Source organism: Rubrobacter sp. M3-4, assembly GCF_059772285.1.
Map to the genome: position 1 here is coordinate 179176 of NZ_JCBAJP010000005.1, position 19750 is coordinate 198925.

General features: G+C 68.7%; 19 protein-coding genes. 9 read left to right on the top strand and 10 right to left on the bottom strand.

The genetic code is table 11. The annotated features are described in order from the left end of the window. Window positions 1-16: 16 nt before the first annotated feature. The 3 genes from ggt to mutS form a co-directional block, all read right to left on the bottom strand. Complete coding sequence (gene ggt / locus AC6EKW_RS07790; protein ID WP_273889302.1) at window positions 17-1609, bottom strand: gamma-glutamyltransferase; 1593 nt, start codon at window positions 1607-1609, stop codon at window positions 17-19. Between the two features lie 97 nt (window positions 1610-1706). Next, entirely contained in the window at window positions 1707-3293 is a 1587-nt protein-coding gene (gene mutL / locus AC6EKW_RS07795; RefSeq protein ID WP_498514090.1) for a DNA mismatch repair endonuclease MutL, read from the bottom strand. Then, the gene (mutS, locus tag AC6EKW_RS07800; RefSeq protein WP_498514091.1) at window positions 3290-5644 is read right to left on the bottom strand and encodes a DNA mismatch repair protein MutS; all 2355 of its coding nucleotides are present in this window, start codon (window positions 5642-5644) and stop codon (window positions 3290-3292) included. Before mutS ends, mutL begins: the two co-directional genes overlap by 4 nt. 91 nt (window positions 5645-5735) lie before the next feature. Here mutS and AC6EKW_RS07805 point away from each other — a divergent pair, with 91 nt between their 5' ends. Together AC6EKW_RS07805 and AC6EKW_RS07810 are read left to right on the top strand one after the other, a co-directional pair. Continuing rightward, window positions 5736-6578 carry an NAD-dependent epimerase/dehydratase family protein gene (locus AC6EKW_RS07805; RefSeq protein ID WP_273844476.1) on the top strand — a complete coding sequence of 281 codons (843 nt, stop codon included), beginning with the start codon at window positions 5736-5738 and terminating at the stop codon, window positions 6576-6578. Between the two features lie 17 nt (window positions 6579-6595). Then, window positions 6596-7498, top strand: coding sequence for a nucleoside hydrolase (locus AC6EKW_RS07810; RefSeq protein ID WP_498514092.1), 903 nt, complete (start codon window positions 6596-6598; stop codon window positions 7496-7498). Window positions 7499-7502: 4 nt separating this feature from the next. Here AC6EKW_RS07810 and AC6EKW_RS07815 read toward each other — a convergent pair whose 3' ends face one another. Next, entirely contained in the window at window positions 7503-7910 is a 408-nt protein-coding gene (locus AC6EKW_RS07815; protein ID WP_420541908.1) for an OsmC family protein, read from the bottom strand. Window positions 7911-7920: 10 nt separating this feature from the next. Next, window positions 7921-9189, bottom strand: a complete 1269-nt coding sequence (locus tag AC6EKW_RS07820) for an APC family permease (protein WP_498514093.1) — start codon at window positions 9187-9189, stop codon at window positions 7921-7923. A gap of 125 nt (window positions 9190-9314) precedes the next feature. Between AC6EKW_RS07820 and AC6EKW_RS07825 the strand changes: the two genes are divergently transcribed. Further along, window positions 9315-10106 (top strand): DUF427 domain-containing protein, encoded by a 792-nt coding sequence (locus tag AC6EKW_RS07825; RefSeq protein WP_273889297.1) that lies wholly within the window; start codon window positions 9315-9317, stop codon window positions 10104-10106. A gap of 1 nt (window position 10107) precedes the next feature. Here AC6EKW_RS07825 and AC6EKW_RS07830 read toward each other — a convergent pair whose 3' ends face one another. Together AC6EKW_RS07830 and AC6EKW_RS07835 are read right to left on the bottom strand one after the other, a co-directional pair. Then, window positions 10108-10512 carry a TIGR03667 family PPOX class F420-dependent oxidoreductase gene (locus AC6EKW_RS07830; protein ID WP_498514094.1) on the bottom strand — a complete coding sequence of 135 codons (405 nt, stop codon included), beginning with the start codon at window positions 10510-10512 and terminating at the stop codon, window positions 10108-10110. Next, a complete protein-coding gene (locus AC6EKW_RS07835) occupies window positions 10509-11444 on the bottom strand; it encodes an LLM class F420-dependent oxidoreductase (protein ID WP_498514095.1) in 936 nt (311 codons plus the stop codon). The genes AC6EKW_RS07830 and AC6EKW_RS07835 overlap by 4 nt, the downstream gene beginning before the upstream one ends. Before the next feature lie 138 nt (window positions 11445-11582). Between AC6EKW_RS07835 and AC6EKW_RS07840 the strand changes: the two genes are divergently transcribed. Further along, window positions 11583-12473, top strand: a complete 891-nt coding sequence (locus tag AC6EKW_RS07840; protein ID WP_498514096.1) for an alpha/beta hydrolase — start codon at window positions 11583-11585, stop codon at window positions 12471-12473. 18 nt (window positions 12474-12491) lie between these two features. On the opposite strand, the gene leuD is transcribed toward AC6EKW_RS07840, so the two are convergent. The 3 genes from leuD to AC6EKW_RS07855 are packed head-to-tail and all read right to left on the bottom strand — an operon-like array spanning window position 12492 to window position 15260. Next, window positions 12492-13079, bottom strand: a complete 588-nt coding sequence (leuD, locus tag AC6EKW_RS07845; RefSeq protein WP_420542101.1) for a 3-isopropylmalate dehydratase small subunit — start codon at window positions 13077-13079, stop codon at window positions 12492-12494. Window positions 13080-13081: 2 nt separating this feature from the next. Further along, on the bottom strand, window positions 13082-14485 hold the full coding sequence (gene leuC / locus AC6EKW_RS07850; RefSeq protein WP_498514097.1) for a 3-isopropylmalate dehydratase large subunit: 1404 nt from the start codon (window positions 14483-14485) through the stop codon (window positions 13082-13084). Next, window positions 14475-15260, bottom strand: a complete 786-nt coding sequence (locus tag AC6EKW_RS07855; protein ID WP_273889292.1) for a class I SAM-dependent methyltransferase — start codon at window positions 15258-15260, stop codon at window positions 14475-14477. The genes leuC and AC6EKW_RS07855 overlap by 11 nt, the downstream gene beginning before the upstream one ends. A 67-nt stretch (window positions 15261-15327) precedes the next feature. Here AC6EKW_RS07855 and AC6EKW_RS07860 point away from each other — a divergent pair, with 67 nt between their 5' ends. From AC6EKW_RS07860 to AC6EKW_RS07880, 5 genes are all read left to right on the top strand, one after another. Further along, complete coding sequence (locus AC6EKW_RS07860; protein ID WP_498514098.1) at window positions 15328-16026, top strand: IclR family transcriptional regulator; 699 nt, start codon at window positions 15328-15330, stop codon at window positions 16024-16026. Window positions 16027-16113: 87 nt separating this feature from the next. Beyond that, window positions 16114-16548: a PaaI family thioesterase gene (locus tag AC6EKW_RS07865; RefSeq protein WP_273888951.1), complete on the top strand. Its 435-nt coding sequence runs from the start codon at window positions 16114-16116 to the stop codon at window positions 16546-16548. Between the two features lie 235 nt (window positions 16549-16783). Further along, on the top strand, window positions 16784-17779 hold the full coding sequence (gene trpS, locus AC6EKW_RS07870) for a tryptophan--tRNA ligase (protein WP_273888952.1): 996 nt from the start codon (window positions 16784-16786) through the stop codon (window positions 17777-17779). Further along, a complete protein-coding gene (locus tag AC6EKW_RS07875) occupies window positions 17779-18009 on the top strand; it encodes a hypothetical protein (protein WP_273845334.1) in 231 nt (76 codons plus the stop codon). Before trpS ends, AC6EKW_RS07875 begins: the two co-directional genes overlap by 1 nt. Continuing rightward, complete coding sequence (locus AC6EKW_RS07880) at window positions 17996-19684, top strand: ABC-ATPase domain-containing protein (protein WP_273888953.1); 1689 nt, start codon at window positions 17996-17998, stop codon at window positions 19682-19684. The genes AC6EKW_RS07875 and AC6EKW_RS07880 overlap by 14 nt, the downstream gene beginning before the upstream one ends. The last annotated feature ends 66 nt before the right edge of the window (window positions 19685-19750 follow it).

The window sequence follows — 19750 nt, forward strand, 5'->3', positions numbered from 1 at the left end:
TTCCGGCGGACAGATGTTACTGCGCGAGCGCGCAGCCGTCCTTGCGCGGGTCGCTCCCGCAGGCCCTCACTCCTCCTTCGAGGATCCTGATGACCTGCGCCCCGCCGGTGGGAACCGCGTAGTCCGGCCCCACCTCGACCGCATGCCCCATCCGGCGCAGCTCCTCAACGGTCCTCTCCGGGTAGCGGCCCTCCAGAAGAAGGGTCTCGCCGTCGTGGAAGTGGCGCGGATGGTCGGCGGCCTCCTGCGGGCTCATCCCGTAGTCGAGGAGGTCGGCGAGGAGCTGGGCGTGTCCCTGCGGCTGCATCGGCCCGCCCATCACCCCGAAGACGGCCCAGAGCGCACCCTCTCTGGTGGCGAGCGCCGGGATGATCGTGTGCAGCGGACGTTTCCCGGGCGCGAGCTCGTTGGGATGCCCCTCCTCGAGGGTGAAGCACGCCCCCCGGTTCTGCAGGCAGACCCCGGTCCCTCCGGCGACGATGCCGCTCCCGAAACCTTTGTAGAGGCTGTTTATGAAAGAGCAGCCGTTCCCCTCCTCGTCCACCGCGCAGAGGTAGGTGGTGTCGCTCCCGAGGGAGAGCTCTCGAGAGACTCCCGCGGCCCGCTCCCGGGAGATCTCCTCCCGCAGGCCGGCCGCGTACTCCTTCGAGAGCATCCGCTCCACCGGCACCTCGCAGAAATCCGGGTCGCCCACCCTCTCCCGCAGATCTCTGAACGCGAGCTTCTTGGCCTCGACCTCGAGGTGGACGCGCCCGGCGCCGAGGGGGTCGAGCTCCGCCAGCTCGAAACCCTCCAGGATGCCCAGCATCTCGAGCGCCGCTATCCCCTGGGTGGGCGGCGGGATCTCGTAGACCCTCACCCCGCGGTAGTCGGTCGAGATGGGCTCGACCCATTCGGTCTGGTGCTCCGCGAGATCCCCCTCGGAGAGGAATCCCCCAGCCTCCCGCACCGACCGGGCGATGCGCCGGGCGATCTCACCCTCGTAGAAGGCGTCCGCCCCGCCCTCGCAGAGGACCTCGAGCGTGCGGGCGAGGTCGGGCTGCAGGAACCTCTGCCCGGCCCGGGGCACCCTCCCACCGGGAAGGAAGCAGCGCGCGGCAGCCTCGTCCTTGCGCAGCAGCTCCCCGGCCGTCTCCCAGTAGCGACCGACCACCTCGGCCACGATACACCCTTCCCTGGCGTAGCGGAGCGCGTTCTCGAGCAGCCGCCCGAGCGGCAGCCGCCCGAGCTCCCTCGCGGCATCCTCCCACAGCCTCACCGCCCCGGGCACGGTCACCGTGAGCGCCCCACGGTCGGGCATCCGCGAGAGGCCCATGTCGCGCAGCTTCTGCGCGTCGATCCCGCGCGGGGCACCACCGGCGCCACAGGCCCCCACCACCCTGCCGCTTTTGGCCTCGTAGAAAAGGAGGAACGCGTCCCCCCCCATCCCGGTGGTCATCGGCGCGACGACGGCCAGGGTGGCCGCCATCGCGACGCACGCATCGACCGCGTTCCCCCCCTCCTCGAGTACCCGGATGCCAGCCAGGGCCGCCTGCGGGTGCTCGCAGGCCACCGCCCCCCGCATCCCGTAGACCGTCGATCTCCCCCCAGCATCTGGTCGTATCGGCATCTCTACCCCCTCTCCCGATGGTAATACCAATTATACGCCCCTCTCAGGCGCCGCGGGGTCCGTGGGTACGGGGCGCATGCGGCGTATCCGAGAGGGACTAGCGCCTGAACTCGCGCAGAAGCTCCGCGAGGTTGATGCGCTTCACTATCGGGCGTCCGTGCGGGCAGACATCCCCGAACTCGCACGACGCCCACTCTTTCAGCAGCCGGGCCATCTGGTCCTGGCTGAGTCTCTCTCCGAACCTCGTCGATCCGCGGCAGGCGAGGGCTTTCGCCAGATCCTCGCCCCCCGCGAGCGTCTCTATCGCGGCGAGGAAAGCCTCGGCCGCATCAGCGGTCCCTTCGGGGACGCTCGTGAGCTTCACCGCGTCCGTCCCGAACGTCTCGAACCGGAAGCCGAGCGCCTCCAGCTCCCCCTCGAAGCCCCAGACCTCAGCCGCAAGGCCCTCCGGAAGGTGCACCGGGACGGGCTCTCGCAGCGGCGTGGGATCGCGCCTGAGGTCCCTCTGCAGACGCTCGTAGAGGATGCGCTCGTGCGCCCCGTGCTGGTCGAGGACGAGGAGCTCCTCCCCCCTCTGGGCGACGATCATGCGCCCGGCGAACTGACCCAGGAGCTGGAGATTCGCCGGTCCGTCCTCCCCCCGTCCGGCGCCCCGCTCGCGGCGCTCGAGGGAGAGGGCGCCGCGGATCGCGCCGACCACCAGCGGGTACACCGATCGTCCGCCGCGCAGCCTCACCGCGCTCTTGGCCGGATGGACGTTCACGTCCACCTCGCCGGGGCCGAGCTCGAGCCGCAGGAAGGCCGCCGGGTGGCGGCCCTTCGGCAGCAGGTCGGCGTAGGCCCGGAAGACCGCCGGAGCGAAGGAGTCCGGCTCGACGACCCGTCCGTTGACGGCGACGTGCAGGTAGCGCCGGGTCGGGAAGCTCACGTGCAGCGGGCTCACCAGGCCCCCGACCACCTCGTCGTCGAGCGGGACGAGGCTCCCCGCCAGCCCGAGACCGTAGAGCTGGGCGACCCGTTCCCGCAGGTCCGCGGCGGGCGGCAGCGCGAGCGCCCCGCGGCCGTCCGAGCGCAGGCAGAACCCCACCCCGGGCCATCCGAGCGCGAGCGAAGAGACCACCGAGACGACCGCGCTCGCCTCGGCCCGCGGGCTGCCCAGAAAACCCCGGCGCACCGGCAGGTTCAGGAAGAGGTCGCGCACCTCGACCGTCGTGCCCGGTGGGTGCGCGGCGGGGGCGGAACGATGCACCTCCCCGCAGAACGCCTCCACCCGCCAGCCCCGCCCGCCGCACCTCGAGGTGGTGAGCGAGAGCGAGGAGACCGAGGCCATCGAATGCAGCGCCTCGCCCCTGAAACCGAGGGAGGTTATGCAAGAGAGATCCTCCGGGCGTTCGATCTTGCTCGTCGCGTGCGAAAGCAGCGCCCTCTCCGCGTCCTCCGGGGACATCCCCTCCCCGTCGTCCTGGACCCGGATGAGGGAGGTCCCGCCGCGTTCCACCTCTATCGAGATCCTGCAGGCCCCGGCGTCGAGCGCGTTCTCGACGAGCTCCTTCACGGCGGAGGCCGGCCGCTCTATGACCTCCCCGGCCGCGATCCGGCGCGCCACCTCGGGAGGCAGGATGCGCACCCTCCCGCCGTAGGGAGCCGTCCCCTCGCGGAGGACCGCCTCCGGCAAGACCCTCACCCCGCGAACCCCTTTATCCCCTCGGCCTCCAGGCGCGAGAGTATCTCCCCGGCCCGCTCGACGACCGGCCGCGGGAGCCCGGCGAGCCGCGCCACGTGCACCCCGTAGGAGGAGGACTCCGAGCCCTCCTCGATCCTGTGCAGGAAGACTATCTCGCCGCCGACCTCCTCGACGGTCGCCTTGAGGTTGCGGCAGCCGGGGAGCGTGTCGGCCAGACGGGTCAGCTCGTGGTAGTGGGTGGCGAACAAAGTGAGCGACTGCACCTCGTCGTGCAGGTGCTCGGCGATCGCCCAGGCGAGGCTCATCCCGTCGTAGGTCGAGGTCCCGCGCCCGACCTCGTCCAGGATCACGAGCGAGCGCGAGGTCGCCGAGTTGAGGATCGTCGCCGCCTCGGTCATCTCGACCATGAAAGTCGACTCCCCGCTCGCGAGCCTGTCCTCCGCGCCGACGCGGGTGAAGATCCTGTCCACCACCCCCAGAGACGCCTCCCCGGCCGGCACGTACGAGCCGGACTGGGCGAGCAGGACGATGAGCGCGGTCTGCCTGAGGTAGACGGACTTTCCGGCCATGTTGGGTCCGGTTATGATCTGCAGGCGCGAGGAGCCGTCTATGCTCACGTCGTTCGGGACGAAGGGGGTGTCGGTGGCGTGCTCGACGACCGGGTGCCGTCCGGCCCTGATCTCGATCCCGCGCCCCTCGGTGATGCGCGGCCGGCAGTAGCGCAGCTCGCTGGCCGCCGCGGCGAACGAGGCCACGACGTCGACGACCGCGACCGCCCGGGCCAGCCGCTGGAGGTCCGGGGCAGCCTCCTTGACGGCGGCCCGGATCTCGCCGAGGATCCTGCGCTCCAGGCGCTCGACCTCCTCGCGGGCCCCGAGCATCCTGGACTCGTGCTCCTTGAGCTCGACGGTGACGTAGCGGGCGTTGTGCTTCAAGGCCTTGCGGTGCTCGTAGTGCGGCGGGACCTGGTTCGCCTCCCTGCCCGCAACCTCGATGAAGTACCCTTCTCCGTCGCGGTAGCCGACCTTGAGCGACTTGAGCCCGGTCTTCAGGCGCTCCTCGGCCTCGAAGCGGGTGAGCCACTCGTGCGCCCCGTCGCGGAAGGAGCGGGCCTCGTCGAGCTCCTCCGAGTAGCCGGGCTTGATGATCTCACCCTCCTCCTCGCTGATCGCGGCCTCGATCAGCCCGCGCACCCCCGGCGGCTCCTCCATCGCACCGAGCGCCCGCGCGAGCAGTTCGCTCCCCTCAGCGGCGGGGCCGAGCGCCTCCCTCAGGGGGCCGACGGCCGCGAGCGCGTCCCGGAGCGAGAGCAGATCCGAGGGCGAGGCGGAGAGCCTCACGATGCGGGTCGCGATCCGCTCGATGTCCGGGATGCGCCCGAGGATCTCCCTCACCCCCTCCCTCAGCATGTAGTCCGAGGCGAGGGCGTCGACGGCCCGCAGACGCTGCTCGATACGCCCCGCGTCGAGCAGCGGCCGCTCGAGCCACCGCCGGTGCGCCCGCCGGCCCATCGGGGTGCGGGTGCGGTCGACGGTCTCGATGAGCTCCTCGAGCCCCAGATTACGCCGGGTCGCCGCGTCGAGCACCATCCCCGAACCCGGCGAGTAGGGCCGGAAGGTGACGATCTGCTCCGGCGGGCTCCCCCCGCGCAGCGTGGAGAGGTAGTGGATGAGCGCCCCGGCCGCCCCGACGAGCGCCGCCCGTCCTTCGAGCCCGTAACCCTTGAGGCTCTGCACCCCGAAGTGCCGCCTCAGCGCCTGCTCCCCGGCCGAAGGCTCAAAAGTCCAGCGCGGCGCGGGGCTCACCGCAGCCCGCACCTTCGGGAGATCCTCCGCGGGCGTCCTCTCGGGGACGACGATCTCCCGCGGGGACCACCGCTCGAGCTCGGAGGCCACCTGATTCGCGGGAACCTCCGTCCCGGTGAACTCCCCCGTCGAGGCCTCGGCCACGGCGATCCCGGCCCTCTCCCCGCGCACGCAGACGGCGGCGAGGTAGTTCGCCTCCCCGGCGGAGAGGACGTTGTCCTCTATGACGGTTCCGGGGGTGAGGATGCGCGAGATCTCACGGGTGAACTGCCTGGGTTTGGTCGGGTGCGGCCGTTGCTCGGCGACCGCGACCGAGTATCCCTTCTTCAGGAGCAGCGCCAGATGCTCCTCGAGCGCGTGCCCCGGGACGCCGGCGAGCGGCACCCGCCCCTCACCCGCGGCCTCCCGGCTCGTGAGCCGCAGCGAGAGCTCGCGGGAGATGGTCTTCGCATCCTCCTCGAAGGTCTCGAAGAAGGTGCCCACCTGGTAGAAGAGGATCGTACCCGGCGGAAGCTGTGCCTTGAGCTCTGCGTATCTCCCCAGCATGCAACCATTCTACGGCCCGACGCCCGACACGTCAGCCCCGGAGGTCTATCATTGACGCTGGAACGCCGGCGAAACATCGGAGGTGCGAAGGATGAGGAAGGTGCTGGTCACCGGGGGGAGCGGCAAGGCGGGCCGGGCGGTCGTCCGGGAGCTCATGGAGCACGGATACGAGGTGCTCAACGCAGACGCCCTCCCCCCGAGAGAACCCGCTTCGGAGTTCATCCGAACCGACCTCACCGACCTCGGCCAGACCATCGAGGTGATGTCCGGCTGCGAGGGCGTCGTCCACCTCGCCGCCATCCCCGCCCCCGGCCTCCAGCCCGAGGGGAAGACCTTCGAGAACAACACCTTGAGCACCTACAACGTCTTCTCCGCCGCCGTCGCGCTCGGCGTGGAGCGGGTGGTGTGGGCCTCGAGCGAGACGACGCTCGGGCTGCCGTTCGAGCGGGAGAAGCCGGCCTACGCCCCGATAGACGAGGAGCACCCGCTCTACCCGGAGTCGAGCTACGCGCTCTCGAAGGTGATCTCCGAGGAGATGGCCCGTCAGATGAACCGCTGGAGCGGCATCCCCTTCGTGGGGTTGCGCTTCTCGAACGTCATGGAGCCCCCGCACGACTACGAGATCTTCCCCTCTTTCCAGGACGACCCCGAAATACGCCGCTGGAACCTCTGGGGCTACGTCGACGCAAGAGACGTGGCCCAGTCCTGCAGGCTGGGCCTGGAGGCCGACATCTCCGGAGCGGAGGCATTCATCATCGCCGCCGCCGACACCGTGATGGAGCGCCCGAGCACCGAGCTCATGGCCGAGGTCTACCCGGACGTGCCGCTGAAGAGGGAGCCCGCGGGCAACGAGACGCTCCTCTCGATCGAGAAGGCCCGCAAGGTGCTCGGCTACGAGCCGCGCCACTCCTGGCGCGAGGAGGTGTCGAGATAGTCCCCGTCATCCTGGACATGGACCCGGGCCACGACGACGCCCTCGCGCTGATGCTCGCGCTGGGCTCCCCGGGCCTGGAGGTGCTCGCGGTCACCACGGTCGCCGGGAACGCGCCGCTCGAGAAGACCACGAACAACGCGCTGCGCCTCCTCTCCTTCCTGGGGAGGGGGGACGTTCCCGTCGGGGCCGGAGCGAAAAGACCGCTCTCGGGACGTCTGGTGACCGCGGAGTCCATCCACGGCCCGAGCGGTCTCGACGGGCCGGAGATACCCCCCGCCGGCTTCGGCCCGGACCCGCGCGGGGCGGTGGAGCTCATCGCAAAGACGCTGAGGGAGGCGAGGCGGCCGGTTACCCTAATCCCCACCGGACCCCTCACCAACGTGGCCACGCTGCTGCGCGAGCACCCGGAGGCGAAGAAGAAGATCGCACGCATCTCGCTCATGGGCGGGAGCATCGGACCCGGCAACACCACCCCCGCGGCGGAGTTCAACGTCTACGTCGACCCGGAGGCGGCAAAAGAGGTCTTCGGGTCGGGGCTCCCGGTCACGATGTGCGGCCTCGACGTCACCCACCAGGCGAGGGTCACGCCGGAGCGGAGGGAGATCCTGCGCCGTACGGGACGCGCCGGTGAGCTCGCCGCGGACCTCATGGAGTTCTACGCCTCGACCTACAGGAAGACCTACGGGCTCGACGCCCCGCCGCTGCACGACCCGGTCGCGGTCGCCGCGGTGCTCGCCCCGGAGCTCGTCGAGACCCGCCGGATGCGGGTGGACGTCGAGTGCCGGGGGGAGTTCACCCGCGGGGAGACCGTCTGCGACCTGCACGGCGTCACCGGGCGCGAACCGAACGCCGATGTCGGGGTGGGGCTGGACGAGGAGGGGTTCTTCGATCTGCTGCGCACGGCCTTCGAGAGGCTCTAGGAGCTTACTCCAGCAGGACCGCCTCGCTCTCGATCTCGCAGTCGAGCGTCGCGGCGACCGAGCAATATTTCTCGTGCGAGAGCGTGACCGCTCTATCGAGCACCTTCTGCGTGATCCCTTCCCCGCGCACGAGGTGGCGCACGGTTATGCGGGTGTAGCGCCGGGGATGTTCCTCAGCCCGCTCCCCCCGGAGCTCGATGCGGTAGCTCTCCGGTGGGGTGCGGCGCTTGTGCAGGATCTCCACCACGTCGAACGCCGTGCAGGTTCCCAGGGAGACGAGCAGAGCCTCCATCGGACGCATGCCCAGGGAGAAATCCTCACTGCCGTCTATCAAGAGTTTGTCACCCGAGGGGTTCACCCCGGCATAACGCTGCCCGCCCAGGTGGTGCACTGTGACCTTCATCTCAGCCATGATCATTACTCTACACCCTCCGGGACCCCGCGGCGTACAACAAGAGGCCGGCGGCGAGAGCACCGGCGGTCGCCAGCAGGTTCACGGCCGGCTGTCGGGAGAGGAGGAACAGGCAGAGCATCCCGGCGACGGCAGGGATCGCCGGCCCGAACGGCAGCCGGAACGCGCGAGGCGCCTCAGGCTCACGTAGGCGCAGTACCCCGGCCGAGATGCAAACCATCAGGTACTGGTACAGTCGAGCCGCGACGTTGAGCAAGATGAGCGAGGAGACAGAGCCGCTGACGGCGAGGACCGCCACCAGAACACCCGTCACCCAGATGGAGACCACAGGCGTCTTGAATCGGGGGTGAACGCGGCCCAGGACCTCGGGGAGCATCCCCTCCCGGGCCAGAGAGTAGAGTGTGCGCGGAGCGAGGAGCACGACCCCACTCTGGGTGCCGAAGATGGAGACGAGGGCACCCACGGTGAGCAATGCGAGCCCACCGGAGAAAGCCGCCTCCCCGGCGGAGGCGAGCGGGGAACCGGCCGAGGCGAGGTTCGGCTCTATGCGCAACGCGGCGTACTGGACGAGCATGTAGAAAGTCGTGACCGCCGCGAGCGTGCCGAGCACCGCGACGACCACCGCTCGCCGTGGATTCACCATCTCCCCCGCCGGTATCGCCGTTCCCTCGAAACCCCCGTAGGCGAAGACGATGATCAGGACCGCCCCGAGAAAGCTCCCCCGACCGCCCGGGACCAGGCTCAGGTCCGCGTTTCCGACCGCTCCGGCGAAGGTCAGGCCGGCGAAGACGAGCACCGCGAGCGGCACCAGCTTGGCGATGGTGAAGAGCTGCACCACGCGGGCTCCCAGCCGCACCCCGACCGTGTTCAGCAGGCAAAGAACGAAGATGAGCGCCGGCACGATCCAGACCTCGCCGTCCTTCGCCGCCGGCCACAGCGATCCCAGATAACTCACGAAACCATCGGAGAGTGCGGCCAGCCCGACGAGATAGGTCAACCATACCGCCCATCCCACGGTGAAACCAGCGGTGCGGCCCAGCGCCGCTCGTGCGTAGAGGATCGGACCACCAGTGCGGTCGAACATCGTAGAGAGCTCGGCGAAGCACAGACCGATCAGGCCCACCACGATCCCCGCCGCCAGATAGGCCCACACCGAGGCCGCTCCAGCCTGTGCGGCCGCCTGCCCGGGGAGAAGAAAGATGCCCCCTCCGACCACGGCGTTTATCCCTACGAACAACATCTCGGGTGTCCTAAGTACCCGGCGTAAATCCTCGTTCATGACATGCGCCTCGAATCCCTCGGCTTCTACACACAACAGGCGGATAGCATACTTCACACGTCTCCACCTCCACGCTGGGGTACCATTACCTCATCGGCCCAGAGATCCAGAGGAGGCAGGGAGTCATGTCGCTCACGATGGGAACGGGTCCCTTCGGCCCCAAGCGGAGCGGAGAGTTCAACTTCGACACCTCTATCCTCAAGCCCCACACCCTCTACTTCGAGGACTGTCCCAAGCGGGTGCGTACGTTCTTCGGCGGCGAGACCGTCGCCGACAGCCGCCGGGTGAAGGTCCTGCACGAGACCGGGCTCCTGCCCGTCTACTACTTCCCCGAGGAGGACGTCAGGACCGATCTGCTGGAGAAGACCGACCACAGAACGCGCTGCCCGTTCAAGGGCGAGGCCGTCTACTTCTCGGTGCGGGCGGGAGGCAGGCTGGCCGAGAACGCGGTCTGGAGCTACCCGGAGCCGCTCGAGGACGCCCCGCCGCTCTCGGGGTACCTGGCCTTCTACCACGACCGGATGGACCGCTGGATGGAGGAGGAAGAGGAGACGATCGGACATCCGCACGACCCCTACCATCGGGTGGACGTGCTCCAGAGCTCCTTACACGTCAGGGTCTCGGTGGGCGGCGAGGTCGTCGCCGAGACTAGGAGACCGCTCGTCCTCTTCGAGACCAGCCTCCCACCACGCTACTACATCCCACCCGAGGACGTGCGCGAGGATCTTCTGGTTCCGAGCGACACCCATACGGTCTGCCCTTACAAGGGGGTCGCGTCCTACCGCTCGCTGAAGGTCGGGGACACCCTCATCGAGGACGCCGCCTGGCTCTACCCCGATCCTCTCCCGGAGGCGCAGAAGGCGAGGGGGTACCTGTGCTTCTACGAGGAGAAGGTCGAGCAGGAGGTAGAGGGTTAGCCTACCAGCTCTGCCAGCGGTCGGGCGTGACGCGCACGGCCACGGAGTAGTCGCGGGCGAAGCCCTCCGGGTCGTAGCCGATGCGGGAGATCGGCTCCCGGTACTTCTCCAGATACTCCGGGACCTCCGTCGCCGGCGGGAAGCCCTCCAGGATCCCGGCCCTCCCTTCGATCCGCACCACCCCGCCTCCGTGGGCGTCGCTGTTGAGGTTGAGCGCGACGCGGGGGTTGCGGGCGATGTTGCGCAGCTTCTGCCGGTCGGGCTGCGAGTAGATCAAAAACGTCTCCCCCTCCCACAGAAACCACACCGGGACCGGCTGCGGCTGCCCGTCGCGGCGCACGGTGGTCAGCCAGATCACCTCCTCCGTCCGCAGCCTCTCCTCCACCCTTCGATCCGGTCCGCTCATCGATCCTCCCTTCCCCCGAGCTGCGGCAGCACCGAGCCCGCGAGCGCCTCGAGGCCGTCTATGTCGTCGGCTTCGAGCCACTGCAGCATCACCCCCTGCGCCCCGGCCTCCGCGAGCCGCCCGAGCTGCTCGACGAACTCCGGGGCGGTGCCCACGACCGCCCCCTCCCGCCGCAGCTCGTCCGCGCTCTGCCCTCCGAGTTTGCGCCGCACCTCCCCATCGGTGCGGCCGAAGACCGCGCGGGTCATCAGCGTGCGGCGCACCTCCTCCGGCGGACGGCCCGCCTCCTCCAGGAGCTCGTCGAGGCGGCGGTTGAGCCGGGAGAACTCCTCCAGCGTCGGGAAGGTCGCGTTCCACTCGTCGGCGTAGCGGACGGCGAGCGGCAGCGTCCTGCGGGGACCGTTGCCCCCGATGACGATCGGGGGACCGCCGGGACGGGGCGAGCGCAGCTTCAGCTCGGCGTCGTGCAGCCGGTAGAAGCGGCCCTCGAAAGAGGCCGGCCCCTCCCCCCGCAGCAGGCGGGTCACGACCTCAAGCCCCTCCTCGAAGCGGGCGAAACGCTCCGGTACGTCGAGCAGGTCGAACCCGAAGGCCTCGTGCTCGCGCTCCTGCCAGCCGGCCCCGAGCCCGAGCCTGAGTCGCCCGCCGGCCAGGTCGTCCACGGCCGCGGCCTGCCAGGCCGTGATCACGGGGTGGCGGAACGAGACCGGGGTCACGAGAGGCCCGAACTCGATGCGCCCGGTGTTGTCCGCGACCCAGGCGAGCGAGGACCACAGCTCGAGCGACTCCAGCACGGGTCCGGAGGGGTTCGTGAAGTGGTCCGAGCGGAAGATCCCGTAGAACCCGAAGTCCTCCGCCGCCCGTACCAGCCGCTTCCAGCGCTCCCAGCTGATCCCGTTCTGCCCCTCGACCATTATCGCAACGTCGAGCATCCGCCCTCCTCTCATAAGATCATGCCCATCGTATCGCCGCCTCAAAGCTACGACAAAAGTCATGCCAATCACTATACAAATTCATGTAGCATGAATTATTTCTGATATATTTTGATTGTATTTGGGAAAGGAGGTACGGTGCGAAGGAACGTGGAGTTCGAGAGCGGGGGGCTGACATGCCGGGGGTGGCTATACGCGCCGGACGATTCCGGCGACGAAGGAGCGCCCACGATCGTCATGGCGCACGGGTTCAGCGCGGTCAAGGAGATGTACCTGACGCGTTTCGCTGAGCATTTTGCGAGCGCAGGTTTCACCGTACTCCTCTTCGACTACCGCTACTTTGGAGACAGCGATGGGGAACCCAGGGGACGGCTCTTCCCGTGGGAACAGATCGAAGACTACCAGAACGCCATAACCTTCGCCCGCCGACAACCCGAGGTGGACGGGGAACGCATCGGCATCTGGGGCACCTCATACAGCGGCGGTCACGTACTGGTGGTCGGAGCGCTCGACCGGCGGGTGCGCTGCGTCGTGGCTCAGGTGCCGCTCATAGACGGCTGGAAGAACCTGCACCGCATAGTGGTGGACGAAGACGTGGCCGCCCTACTCAAGGCCCTGGAGCAGGACCGCGAGCGGCGCTTCACCTCCGGTGAGATCAACTACGTGCCGGTGGTCGCCGAAGACCGCAACTGCGCCCTCCCCACTGCTGATTCGTACGAGTGGTTCACCCGGACCCACGAGGAGATGGCTCCAAACTGGGAGAACCGGGTTACCCTGGAGTCCATAGAACAGTTTATCGCCTACAGCCCGGAGGCGTACATCCGGCGGATCTCACCGACTCCCCTCCTGATAGCGGTCGCCGAGAACGACATCCTGACGCCTACCGACCTCGCGATCGAAGCCTACGAGCAGGCGCTGGAACCGAAGAAGCTCGTGATCCTGCCCGGGGGACACTTCGACGCCTATACCACGGGGTTCGACGAGTCCGCCGGAGCCGCTCTCGACTGGTTCCAGCGCCACCTCTCGTAGAAGTCCAAGGTCCGTGAGCTACCTGATACTCGGCATGTACCCCGGGCGGTGCTTCTCGTAAGCCTCGATGTCCTCCTCGTGCTGCAGGGTGAGCCCGACGTCGTCGAGGCCGTTTAAGAGCCGGTAGCGGACGAAGTCGTCGACCTCGAAGCTCTCCTCGAGGCCGGGCCCCTTCACGGTGCGGCTCTCGAGGTCGACGGTCACCTTCGCCTCGGGGTCTTCTCTCACCGCTTCGAGCAGGGCCTCGACCTTCTCTTTGGGGAGCTCGATGGTGAGGAGGCCGTTCTTGGTGCAGTTGTTCTTGAAGATGTCGGCGAAGGAGGGTGCGATGACGGCCCCGAAGCCGTAGTCCTTTATGGCCCAGACGGCGTGCTCGCGGCTCGAGCCGCACCCGAAGTTCTCCCCGGCGATGAGGACGACCGCTCCTTCGTGCTCGGGTTTGTTGAGGACGAAGTCGGGGTTCTCACGCCACTCGGAGAAGAGGAACCTGCCGAAGCCGGTGCGCTCGATGCGCTTGAGGGCGTCGGAGGGTACGATCTGGTCGGTATCCACGTCGGAGTAGCCCAAAGGGAGCGCCTTGCCCTCGACCTTCTTCACCGGATCCATCATCACACTCCTTCCAGTACGCCGAGCTCGCTCGGGGAGGCGAAGCGCCCCATCACCGCCGTGGCCGCCGCGACGACCGGGCTCACCAGGTGCGTCCGGCCGCCCTTGCCCTGCCTCCCCTCGAAGTTGCGGTTGGAGGTCGAGGCACAACGCTCGCCGGGGGAGAGCTTGTCCGGGTTCATCCCGAGGCACATCGAGCACCCGGCGGCCCGCCACTCGAAGCCGGCCTGCTTGAAGATCTCGTCGAGCCCCTCCTCCTCGGCCTGCTTCTTGACGCGCATCGAGCCGGGGACGACCATCGCCCGGATGCCTTCCTTGACCTTGTGTCCTTCGAGGACGCGAGCGGCGGCGCGCAGGTCCTCTATCCGGGCGTTGGTGCACGACCCGATGAAGACGGTGTCGACCTCGATCTCTCTCATGGGCGTACCCGGTTTCAGGCCCATGTACTTCAGGGCCCGCTCGTGGGCTTCGTTCTCGGGCTCGGGGACGACCCCGTCGAGCGGGACGGTCTGCGCGGGGGTCGTGCCCCAGGAGACGTAGGGCCGGAGCTCGGCGGCGTCGATGACGACCTCCTTGTCGAAGGTCGCTCCCTCGTCTGTCGGCAGGGTCTTCCAGTACTCGACGGCCTCCTCCCAGGCCTCACCCTTCGGCGCGTACTCGCGGCCCTCCAGGTACTCAAAGGTCTTCTCGTCCGGGGCGATCATGCCGGCACGCGCCCCGCCCTCGATGGACATGTTGCACACGGTCATCCGGCCCTCCATCGAGAGCGAGCGGACCGCCTCGCCGCGGTACTCGATGATGTGCCCGACCCCGCCGCCGGTCCCGATCCTGTTGAGGATGCCGAGCATGAGGTCCTTGGCGGTCACGTCCGCCGGAAGCTCTCCCTCGACCGTTACCGCCATCATCTTCGGCCGGCGCTGCGGCAGCGTCTGGGTGGCCAGGACGTGCTCGACCTCGCTCGTGCCGATCCCGAAGGCCAGCGCCCCGAAGGCGCCGTGGGTGGCGGTGTGCGAGTCGCCGCAGACGATGACCATCCCGGGCTGGGTGAGGCCCATCTCCGGCCCGATCATGTGCACTATCCCCTGTTTCGGAGTGCCCCACGCCTCGAGCTCTATCCCGAAGTCCCGACAGTTCTTCTCGAGCGCCTCCATCTGCTTGGCGGAGATCCTGTCTTTGACCGGGAGCCCCAGACCCTCGGTCGGGACGTTGTGGTCCATCGTGGCGAGCGTGAGGTCAGGCCTCCTGACCTTCCGCCCGGCGAGCCTCAGGGCCTCGAAGGCCTGCGGGCTCGTGACCTCGTGCACGAGATGAAGATCCACGTACAGCAGGTCGGGCTCCCCCTCGCCGCTCCTCACCACGTGCCGCTCCCAGACTTTCTCCGCGAGCGTCTTCGGCCTACTCATCATCTGCCTCCTTCTTCCTCGCCAGCATGTTGAGGCGAACGTAGTCGATCTCGAGCCCCTCTTCTTTGGCCATCCTCCCCGCCACGGCCTGCGCGAAGGGACGGCGCATCCCGCGGGGTAGCCGCATCAGGTGGGCGCGCAGGATGACCGCCTCCAGATACCGCGCGAGCGCCTCCTCGCCCGCAAAAGGCGTCGGCTTCTCCAGGAGCCGGGCCTCGACCTCCACGAACCCGCTCTCTTGGAGCAACGCCCGCTCTTCCTCCGGGGCCGGGTAGTGCTTGGTGTCCTCCCAGCCTTCGAAGTACCCCCGGAACGGCTCCTCCTCCATGACCCCCCGCAGCGCCCTCCCGACCCGCGAGATGTTGCCCGCCCCGCCGCACTGCGCGGCGAGCGTCCCGCCGGGCTTCAAATTGCGCGCGAGGGCGCGGAAGAGCCTGGCGTGGTCCGGGATCCAGTGAAAGGTCGCCGTCGAGAAGATGACGTCCGCCTCCTCCCCGATATCCAGCTCCAGCAGATCCTGCCGCAGAACCCGCACCCTCCCCTCCCCAGCAAAGCGCCTCCCCGCAGCCTCGACCATCTCCCGCGAGGCGTCTACCGCGACCACCCGCCCCTCCGGCAGCCGCCCCAGAAGAAGCTCCGTGACACGCCCGGTCCCGCACCCGGCGTCCACGACCACCTCGTCCCCCCGCAGCGCGATCCCCCCGAGAAACTCCTCCCCCCAGCGCGTCATCGGGTCCGCCAGCGCCTCGTAGGAGGCCGCGTCCCACTCAAGCGCCACCGCCGGCCCTCTTGATCCGTCTCACATAATGAGATAGTCTGTCCATCACATGGACAGTTTAGAGAAGGTGGTTGGAGAAAGCAAGAGCGGGGTCGGGGTTCTGGACCGGGTGGTGGCGATCCTGAGCTTCCTTTCGGAGGAGGGACCGGCGAGCCTCGCCGGGGTGGTCGGGGGGACGGGTCTGCCGCGACCGACGGCGTACCGGCTGCTCTCGGCGCTGGAGGCGCACCATCTGGTGGTACGCGAGGAGGGGCGGTACGCTTTGGGGATGCGGCTCCTCGGGTGGGGGAGCCGGGCGGTGGGGAGCGTCGGGCTGGTCGAGGCGGCGGGGCCGGTGCTCGCGAGGCTGCGGGACGAGACGGGGGAGAGCACGCAGCTCTACGTGCGGGAGGGGGACCACCGGGTGTGCGTGGCGGCGGCCGAGCGGGAGAGCGGGCTCAAGGATGCGGTGCCGGTGGGGGCGGTTTTGCCGCTCGGGCGGGGCTCGGCGGGGAAGGTGCTGCTCGCGTGGTCGGAGGACGGAGAGAGGTATAGAGAGGCCGGCGAGCTCGCGGAGGTTCGGGAGCGCGGGTGGGCGGAGAGCACGGCCGAGCGGGAGGAGGGGGTGGGGAGCGTGAGCGCGCCGGTCTTCGGGGAGGGGGGCAGGCTGCTCGCGGCGGTGTGCGCGAGCGGCCCGCTCTCGCGGCTCGGGGAGCGGCCCGGGGAGCGGCTCGCGGGGTCGGTGGTTGCGGCGGCGCGGGAGATCGCGGCGTCGCTCGGGGGGTAGGCCTCCTGCAGGCCGGGGTGGTTTCTGGTATATCCGGACGGGCTGGTTTTCGAGGAGAAGAAGCTTTTTCGAAGAGAAGGTGTATCGGTGGCGCAAGAGTACAGGACCTATTCTCCGGCGTACTGCTTCGGGTGCGGGGCCGAGAACCCCATCGGGCTGCACCTGGATATAGAGTTCGAGGAAGGAGGGGTGGCGCGGGCGCTCTTCACCCCGGAGAAGCCGCACTCGGGCTATCCGAACATGGTGCACGGCGGGATCGTGGCGACGCTTCTGGACGAGGTGCTGGCGCAGGCCGTCTACAACGAGCGGGAGGGTGCGGTGACGGCGAAGATGGAGACCACCTTCCGCCGGCCGCTCGAGCCCGGCGAGACGGTGGAGGTCAGGGGGTGGGTCGAGAGCAGCCGGGGGCGCAGAATAATCTCGCGCGGCGAGATCCGGCGGGCGGAGGACGGGGCTCTGATCGCCGAGGCGCGCGGGGTCTTCATGAGCCTGAGGGGCGGAGATACGCCCGGACAGGGATGACGCTGAGGCCGGCCGAAGTTATACTCGTGTGCTGCACGCTCCGCGAGAGTTTCGAGGAGGACGTTTTGGATCCGACCCCGCCGAAAGACGAGAGGCACCCGCGCCGGTGGCCGCGCTAGCGGCCGGTCATCCCACACCTCCGAAGGAAGAAGTCTCATCGAAGAGGGAGCGCGAACGTCCACGGCGCTCCCGGTGAATCCGTAGAACAGAACACTTGGAGCACTCTGGAGAGAAGATGGAGCGGGAACGGAGAGCGCGGGTCTTCAGCGGGATACAACCGAGCGGGAACCTCCACATCGGCAACTACCTGGGGGCGCTCAAGAACTGGGTCGCCATCCAGGACGACTACGAGAACTACTTCTGCATCGTCGATCTGCACGCGCTCACCGTGCCGCAGGACCCCAAGGAGCTCAGGAGGAAGATCCGGGAGGTCGCCGCGATATACCTGGCGGCCGGGCTCGACCCCGAGCGGTGCGTCATCTTCCGGCAGAGCAGGGTCCCGGCGCACGCCGAGCTGTGCTGGCTGCTGAACGGCATCGCGCGCTTCGGGGAGCTCTCGCGGATGACCCAGTTCAAGGACAAGACCAGGAAAGAAGGGACAGAGAGCGCGAGCGCGGGCCTCTTCGATTACCCGGTGCTCATGGCCGCGGACATCCTGCTCTACAACGCCCAGCTGGTGCCGGTCGGCGACGACCAGAGGCAGCACCTCGAGCTCACCCGCACGCTCGCCCGCAGGTTCAACCACCTCTACGGCGAGACCTTCGTCGTGCCGGAGCCGATGATCATGAAGAGCGGGGCGCGGGTGATGGCGCTCGATGATCCGACCGAGAAGATGAGCAAGAGCTCCCCGCGGCCGGGGAGCTACATCTCCATCCTGGACGAGCCGGATGCGATCCGGCGCAAGGTCCGCCGCGCCGTCACCGACTCGGGCAGCGAGATCAAAGCGTCCCCCGAGAAGCCAGCAATAACCAACCTCCTCGACATCTACTCGGCCACGACCGGCCGCCCGGTCGAGGAGATCGAGGATGAATACCGGGGCAGGGGCTACGGCCAGTTCAAGCAGGATCTCGCCGAGGCCATCGTCGAGGTCCTCTCCCCGGTGCGCGAGAGGGCGCTCGCGCTGCTCGACGATCCGCGCGGGCTCGATGAGTTGCTCGAGCGCGGGGCGGAGAAGGCCCGGGAGGTCTCCCGTCCGATCCTCGCGAGCGCGCAGGCGAAGATGGGCCTCTGATGGCGGGGGACGTCAGGGGCAAGATCCTGCAGGTGCTGCGGGCCATCCCCAAAGGCGTGCTCTACTCGACGACCGACTGGCACAGGATCACGGGTGAGGACAAGCGTGAGATCCGACGCACGCTGGACGACCTGGAGCGAGAAGGCGTGATAGAGCGGCTCGAGAGCGGACGTCCGGACAAGCCGCTCTACCGGCTCAAGGGAGGCTCAGGAGGAGATGAACCGGCTTAGGAGCATACTCGACCGGATAGACCGCAGAGGGTACGGGGCCTACAAGGACCTGCAGGGCTCCTACGACTTCGAGCGGTTCACCCTGACGATAGACAGGGTACAGCGCGACCCCTTCGCCCCGCCCTCGCTCATCCGCGTCCGCACCCGGGACAACCGCTTCGACCCGGCGCTGTTCTCCAACCCGGTGCGCAAATTCGCCCTGGAGGACTTCCTGACGCGCAGGGTGGACGCGGCCATCCGCAAGATCGTGCGCGGGAACCGCGGCTCGGGCGGTAGCGGCCGGGTCGAGATACAGCGCCCCTCGCAGGTGGTGCTGCCGCGCACCTCGATGGTCGTGCACAGAGACTACGTGGAGGCGCGCATGGCGGTGGGCCTCCCCGCGCGCGGCCGCACCGTCGACGCCCGCGCCGCCCGTGCGGTCCTGCTCGACGAGCTCCCCAAGGTGGTGGGAGCCTCGCTCGTCCCGGCCGGGGTGGACGAGGAGGCGGCCCGCTTCCACGTCGAGACGATAGAGGACGCCGAGCGCCTGCGCGGCATGCTCCCCTCCCTCGGGCTCGTGGCTTTCGTCGCCGACGGGGCCGTACTGCCGCGGGAGAGCGGGGCGAGCGACAGGCCGCTCACCGGCGGCGCCGTACCCTTCGAAAGCCCGGAGGAGCTCAGGGTGACCGTCGAGCTCCCCAACCGCGGCGAGATCACCGGGATGGGCATCCCGGAGGGGGTCACGCTCATCGCGGGCGGGGGTTTCCACGGCAAGAGCACGCTGCTCGAGGCGCTCTCCTGGGGCGTCTACGACCACGTCCCCGGTGACGGGAGAGAGCTCGTGGTCACCCGCGAGGACGCGGTGAAGATCCGGGCCGAAGACGGCCGCAGCGTCGCCGGGGTGGACATCTCCGGGACCATCGGCGAGCTGCCCGGCGGGCGCACCACCGAGAACTTCTCCACGCCGAACGCCTCCGGCTCGACCTCCCAGGCGGCGAACATCGCCGAGGCGCTCGAGGTGGGAACCTCGCTGCTTCTGGTCGACGAGGACACCAGCGCGACGAACTTCATGATCCGGGACGAGAGGATGCGCGAGCTGGTGCGCAAGGAGCCCATAACCCCCTTCGTCGACCTGGCGCGCCCGCTGTACAACACCCTGGGCGTCTCGACGGTCGTGGTCATAGGCGGCGTCGGGGCGTACCTCGACGTGGCCGACCGCGTGATCCTGATGGAGGATTACCACCCCCACGACGCGACCGACCGGGCGCGCGAGGTGACCGAACGCTTCCCGGTCAAGATCGAGGGCGACGGACACGTCTCGCTCCCGAAAGGTAGGCGCGTCCGGGCCACCTCCATAGACCTCAGGCGCGGCCGGCGCGAGACGGCGCGCGGCAAAGGACTCTCCACCATCGAGCTCGGCCGCGAGCGGGTCGACCTCTCCTACGTCGAGCAGCTCGCCGAGCCCGGCCAGACCGAGGCCATAGCACGCATCATCGGAGAGTTCGCCTCCTCCGGCAAGAGCCGGGCGGTAAGGGAGGTCGTCGAGGCGGCGATCACGGGCCTTGAGACCGGAGGACTCGATTCCCTGGGCGGCTTCCGCGGCCACCCCGGCCAGATGAGCCTCCCCCGCCCGCAGGAGATAGCCGCGGCGATAAACCGTATCCGCTCGCTCGAGGCCACGACCGAACGACACTGAACCCCTGGCCACCTGGCCATTTTTCCCGCCGCACCCCGCAAAACCTCTTGTGCGGGGTGCTCCGTT

Bases quoted from the DNA above. Each gene is read 5' to 3' on its own strand.
- ggt (WP_273889302.1), bottom strand. From the start codon at position 1,609: ATGCCGATACGACCAGATGCTGGGGGGAGATCGACGGTCTACGGGATG.
- AC6EKW_RS07825 (WP_273889297.1), top strand. From the start codon at position 9,315: ATGTCGCTCACGATGGGAACGGGTCCCTTCGGCCCCAAGCGGAGCGGA.
- AC6EKW_RS07810 (WP_498514092.1), top strand. From the start codon at position 6,596: ATGGACCCGGGCCACGACGACGCCCTCGCGCTGATGCTCGCGCTGGGC.
- mutS (WP_498514091.1), bottom strand. From the start codon at position 5,644: ATGCTGGGGAGATACGCAGAGCTCAAGGCACAGCTTCCGCCGGGTACG.
- leuC (WP_498514097.1), bottom strand. From the start codon at position 14,485: ATGATGAGTAGGCCGAAGACGCTCGCGGAGAAAGTCTGGGAGCGGCAC.
- AC6EKW_RS07835 (WP_498514095.1), bottom strand. From the start codon at position 11,444: ATGCTCGACGTTGCGATAATGGTCGAGGGGCAGAACGGGATCAGCTGG.
- trpS (WP_273888952.1), top strand. From the start codon at position 16,784: ATGGAGCGGGAACGGAGAGCGCGGGTCTTCAGCGGGATACAACCGAGC.
- AC6EKW_RS07805 (WP_273844476.1), top strand. From the start codon at position 5,736: ATGAGGAAGGTGCTGGTCACCGGGGGGAGCGGCAAGGCGGGCCGGGCG.
- AC6EKW_RS07830 (WP_498514094.1), bottom strand. From the start codon at position 10,512: ATGAGCGGACCGGATCGAAGGGTGGAGGAGAGGCTGCGGACGGAGGAG.
- AC6EKW_RS07820 (WP_498514093.1), bottom strand. From the start codon at position 9,189: ATGAACGAGGATTTACGCCGGGTACTTAGGACACCCGAGATGTTGTTC.
- AC6EKW_RS07880 (WP_273888953.1), top strand. From the start codon at position 17,996: ATGAACCGGCTTAGGAGCATACTCGACCGGATAGACCGCAGAGGGTAC.
- AC6EKW_RS07875 (WP_273845334.1), top strand. From the start codon at position 17,779: ATGGCGGGGGACGTCAGGGGCAAGATCCTGCAGGTGCTGCGGGCCATC.
- leuD (WP_420542101.1), bottom strand. From the start codon at position 13,079: ATGGATCCGGTGAAGAAGGTCGAGGGCAAGGCGCTCCCTTTGGGCTAC.
- AC6EKW_RS07815 (WP_420541908.1), bottom strand. From the start codon at position 7,910: ATGGCTGAGATGAAGGTCACAGTGCACCACCTGGGCGGGCAGCGTTAT.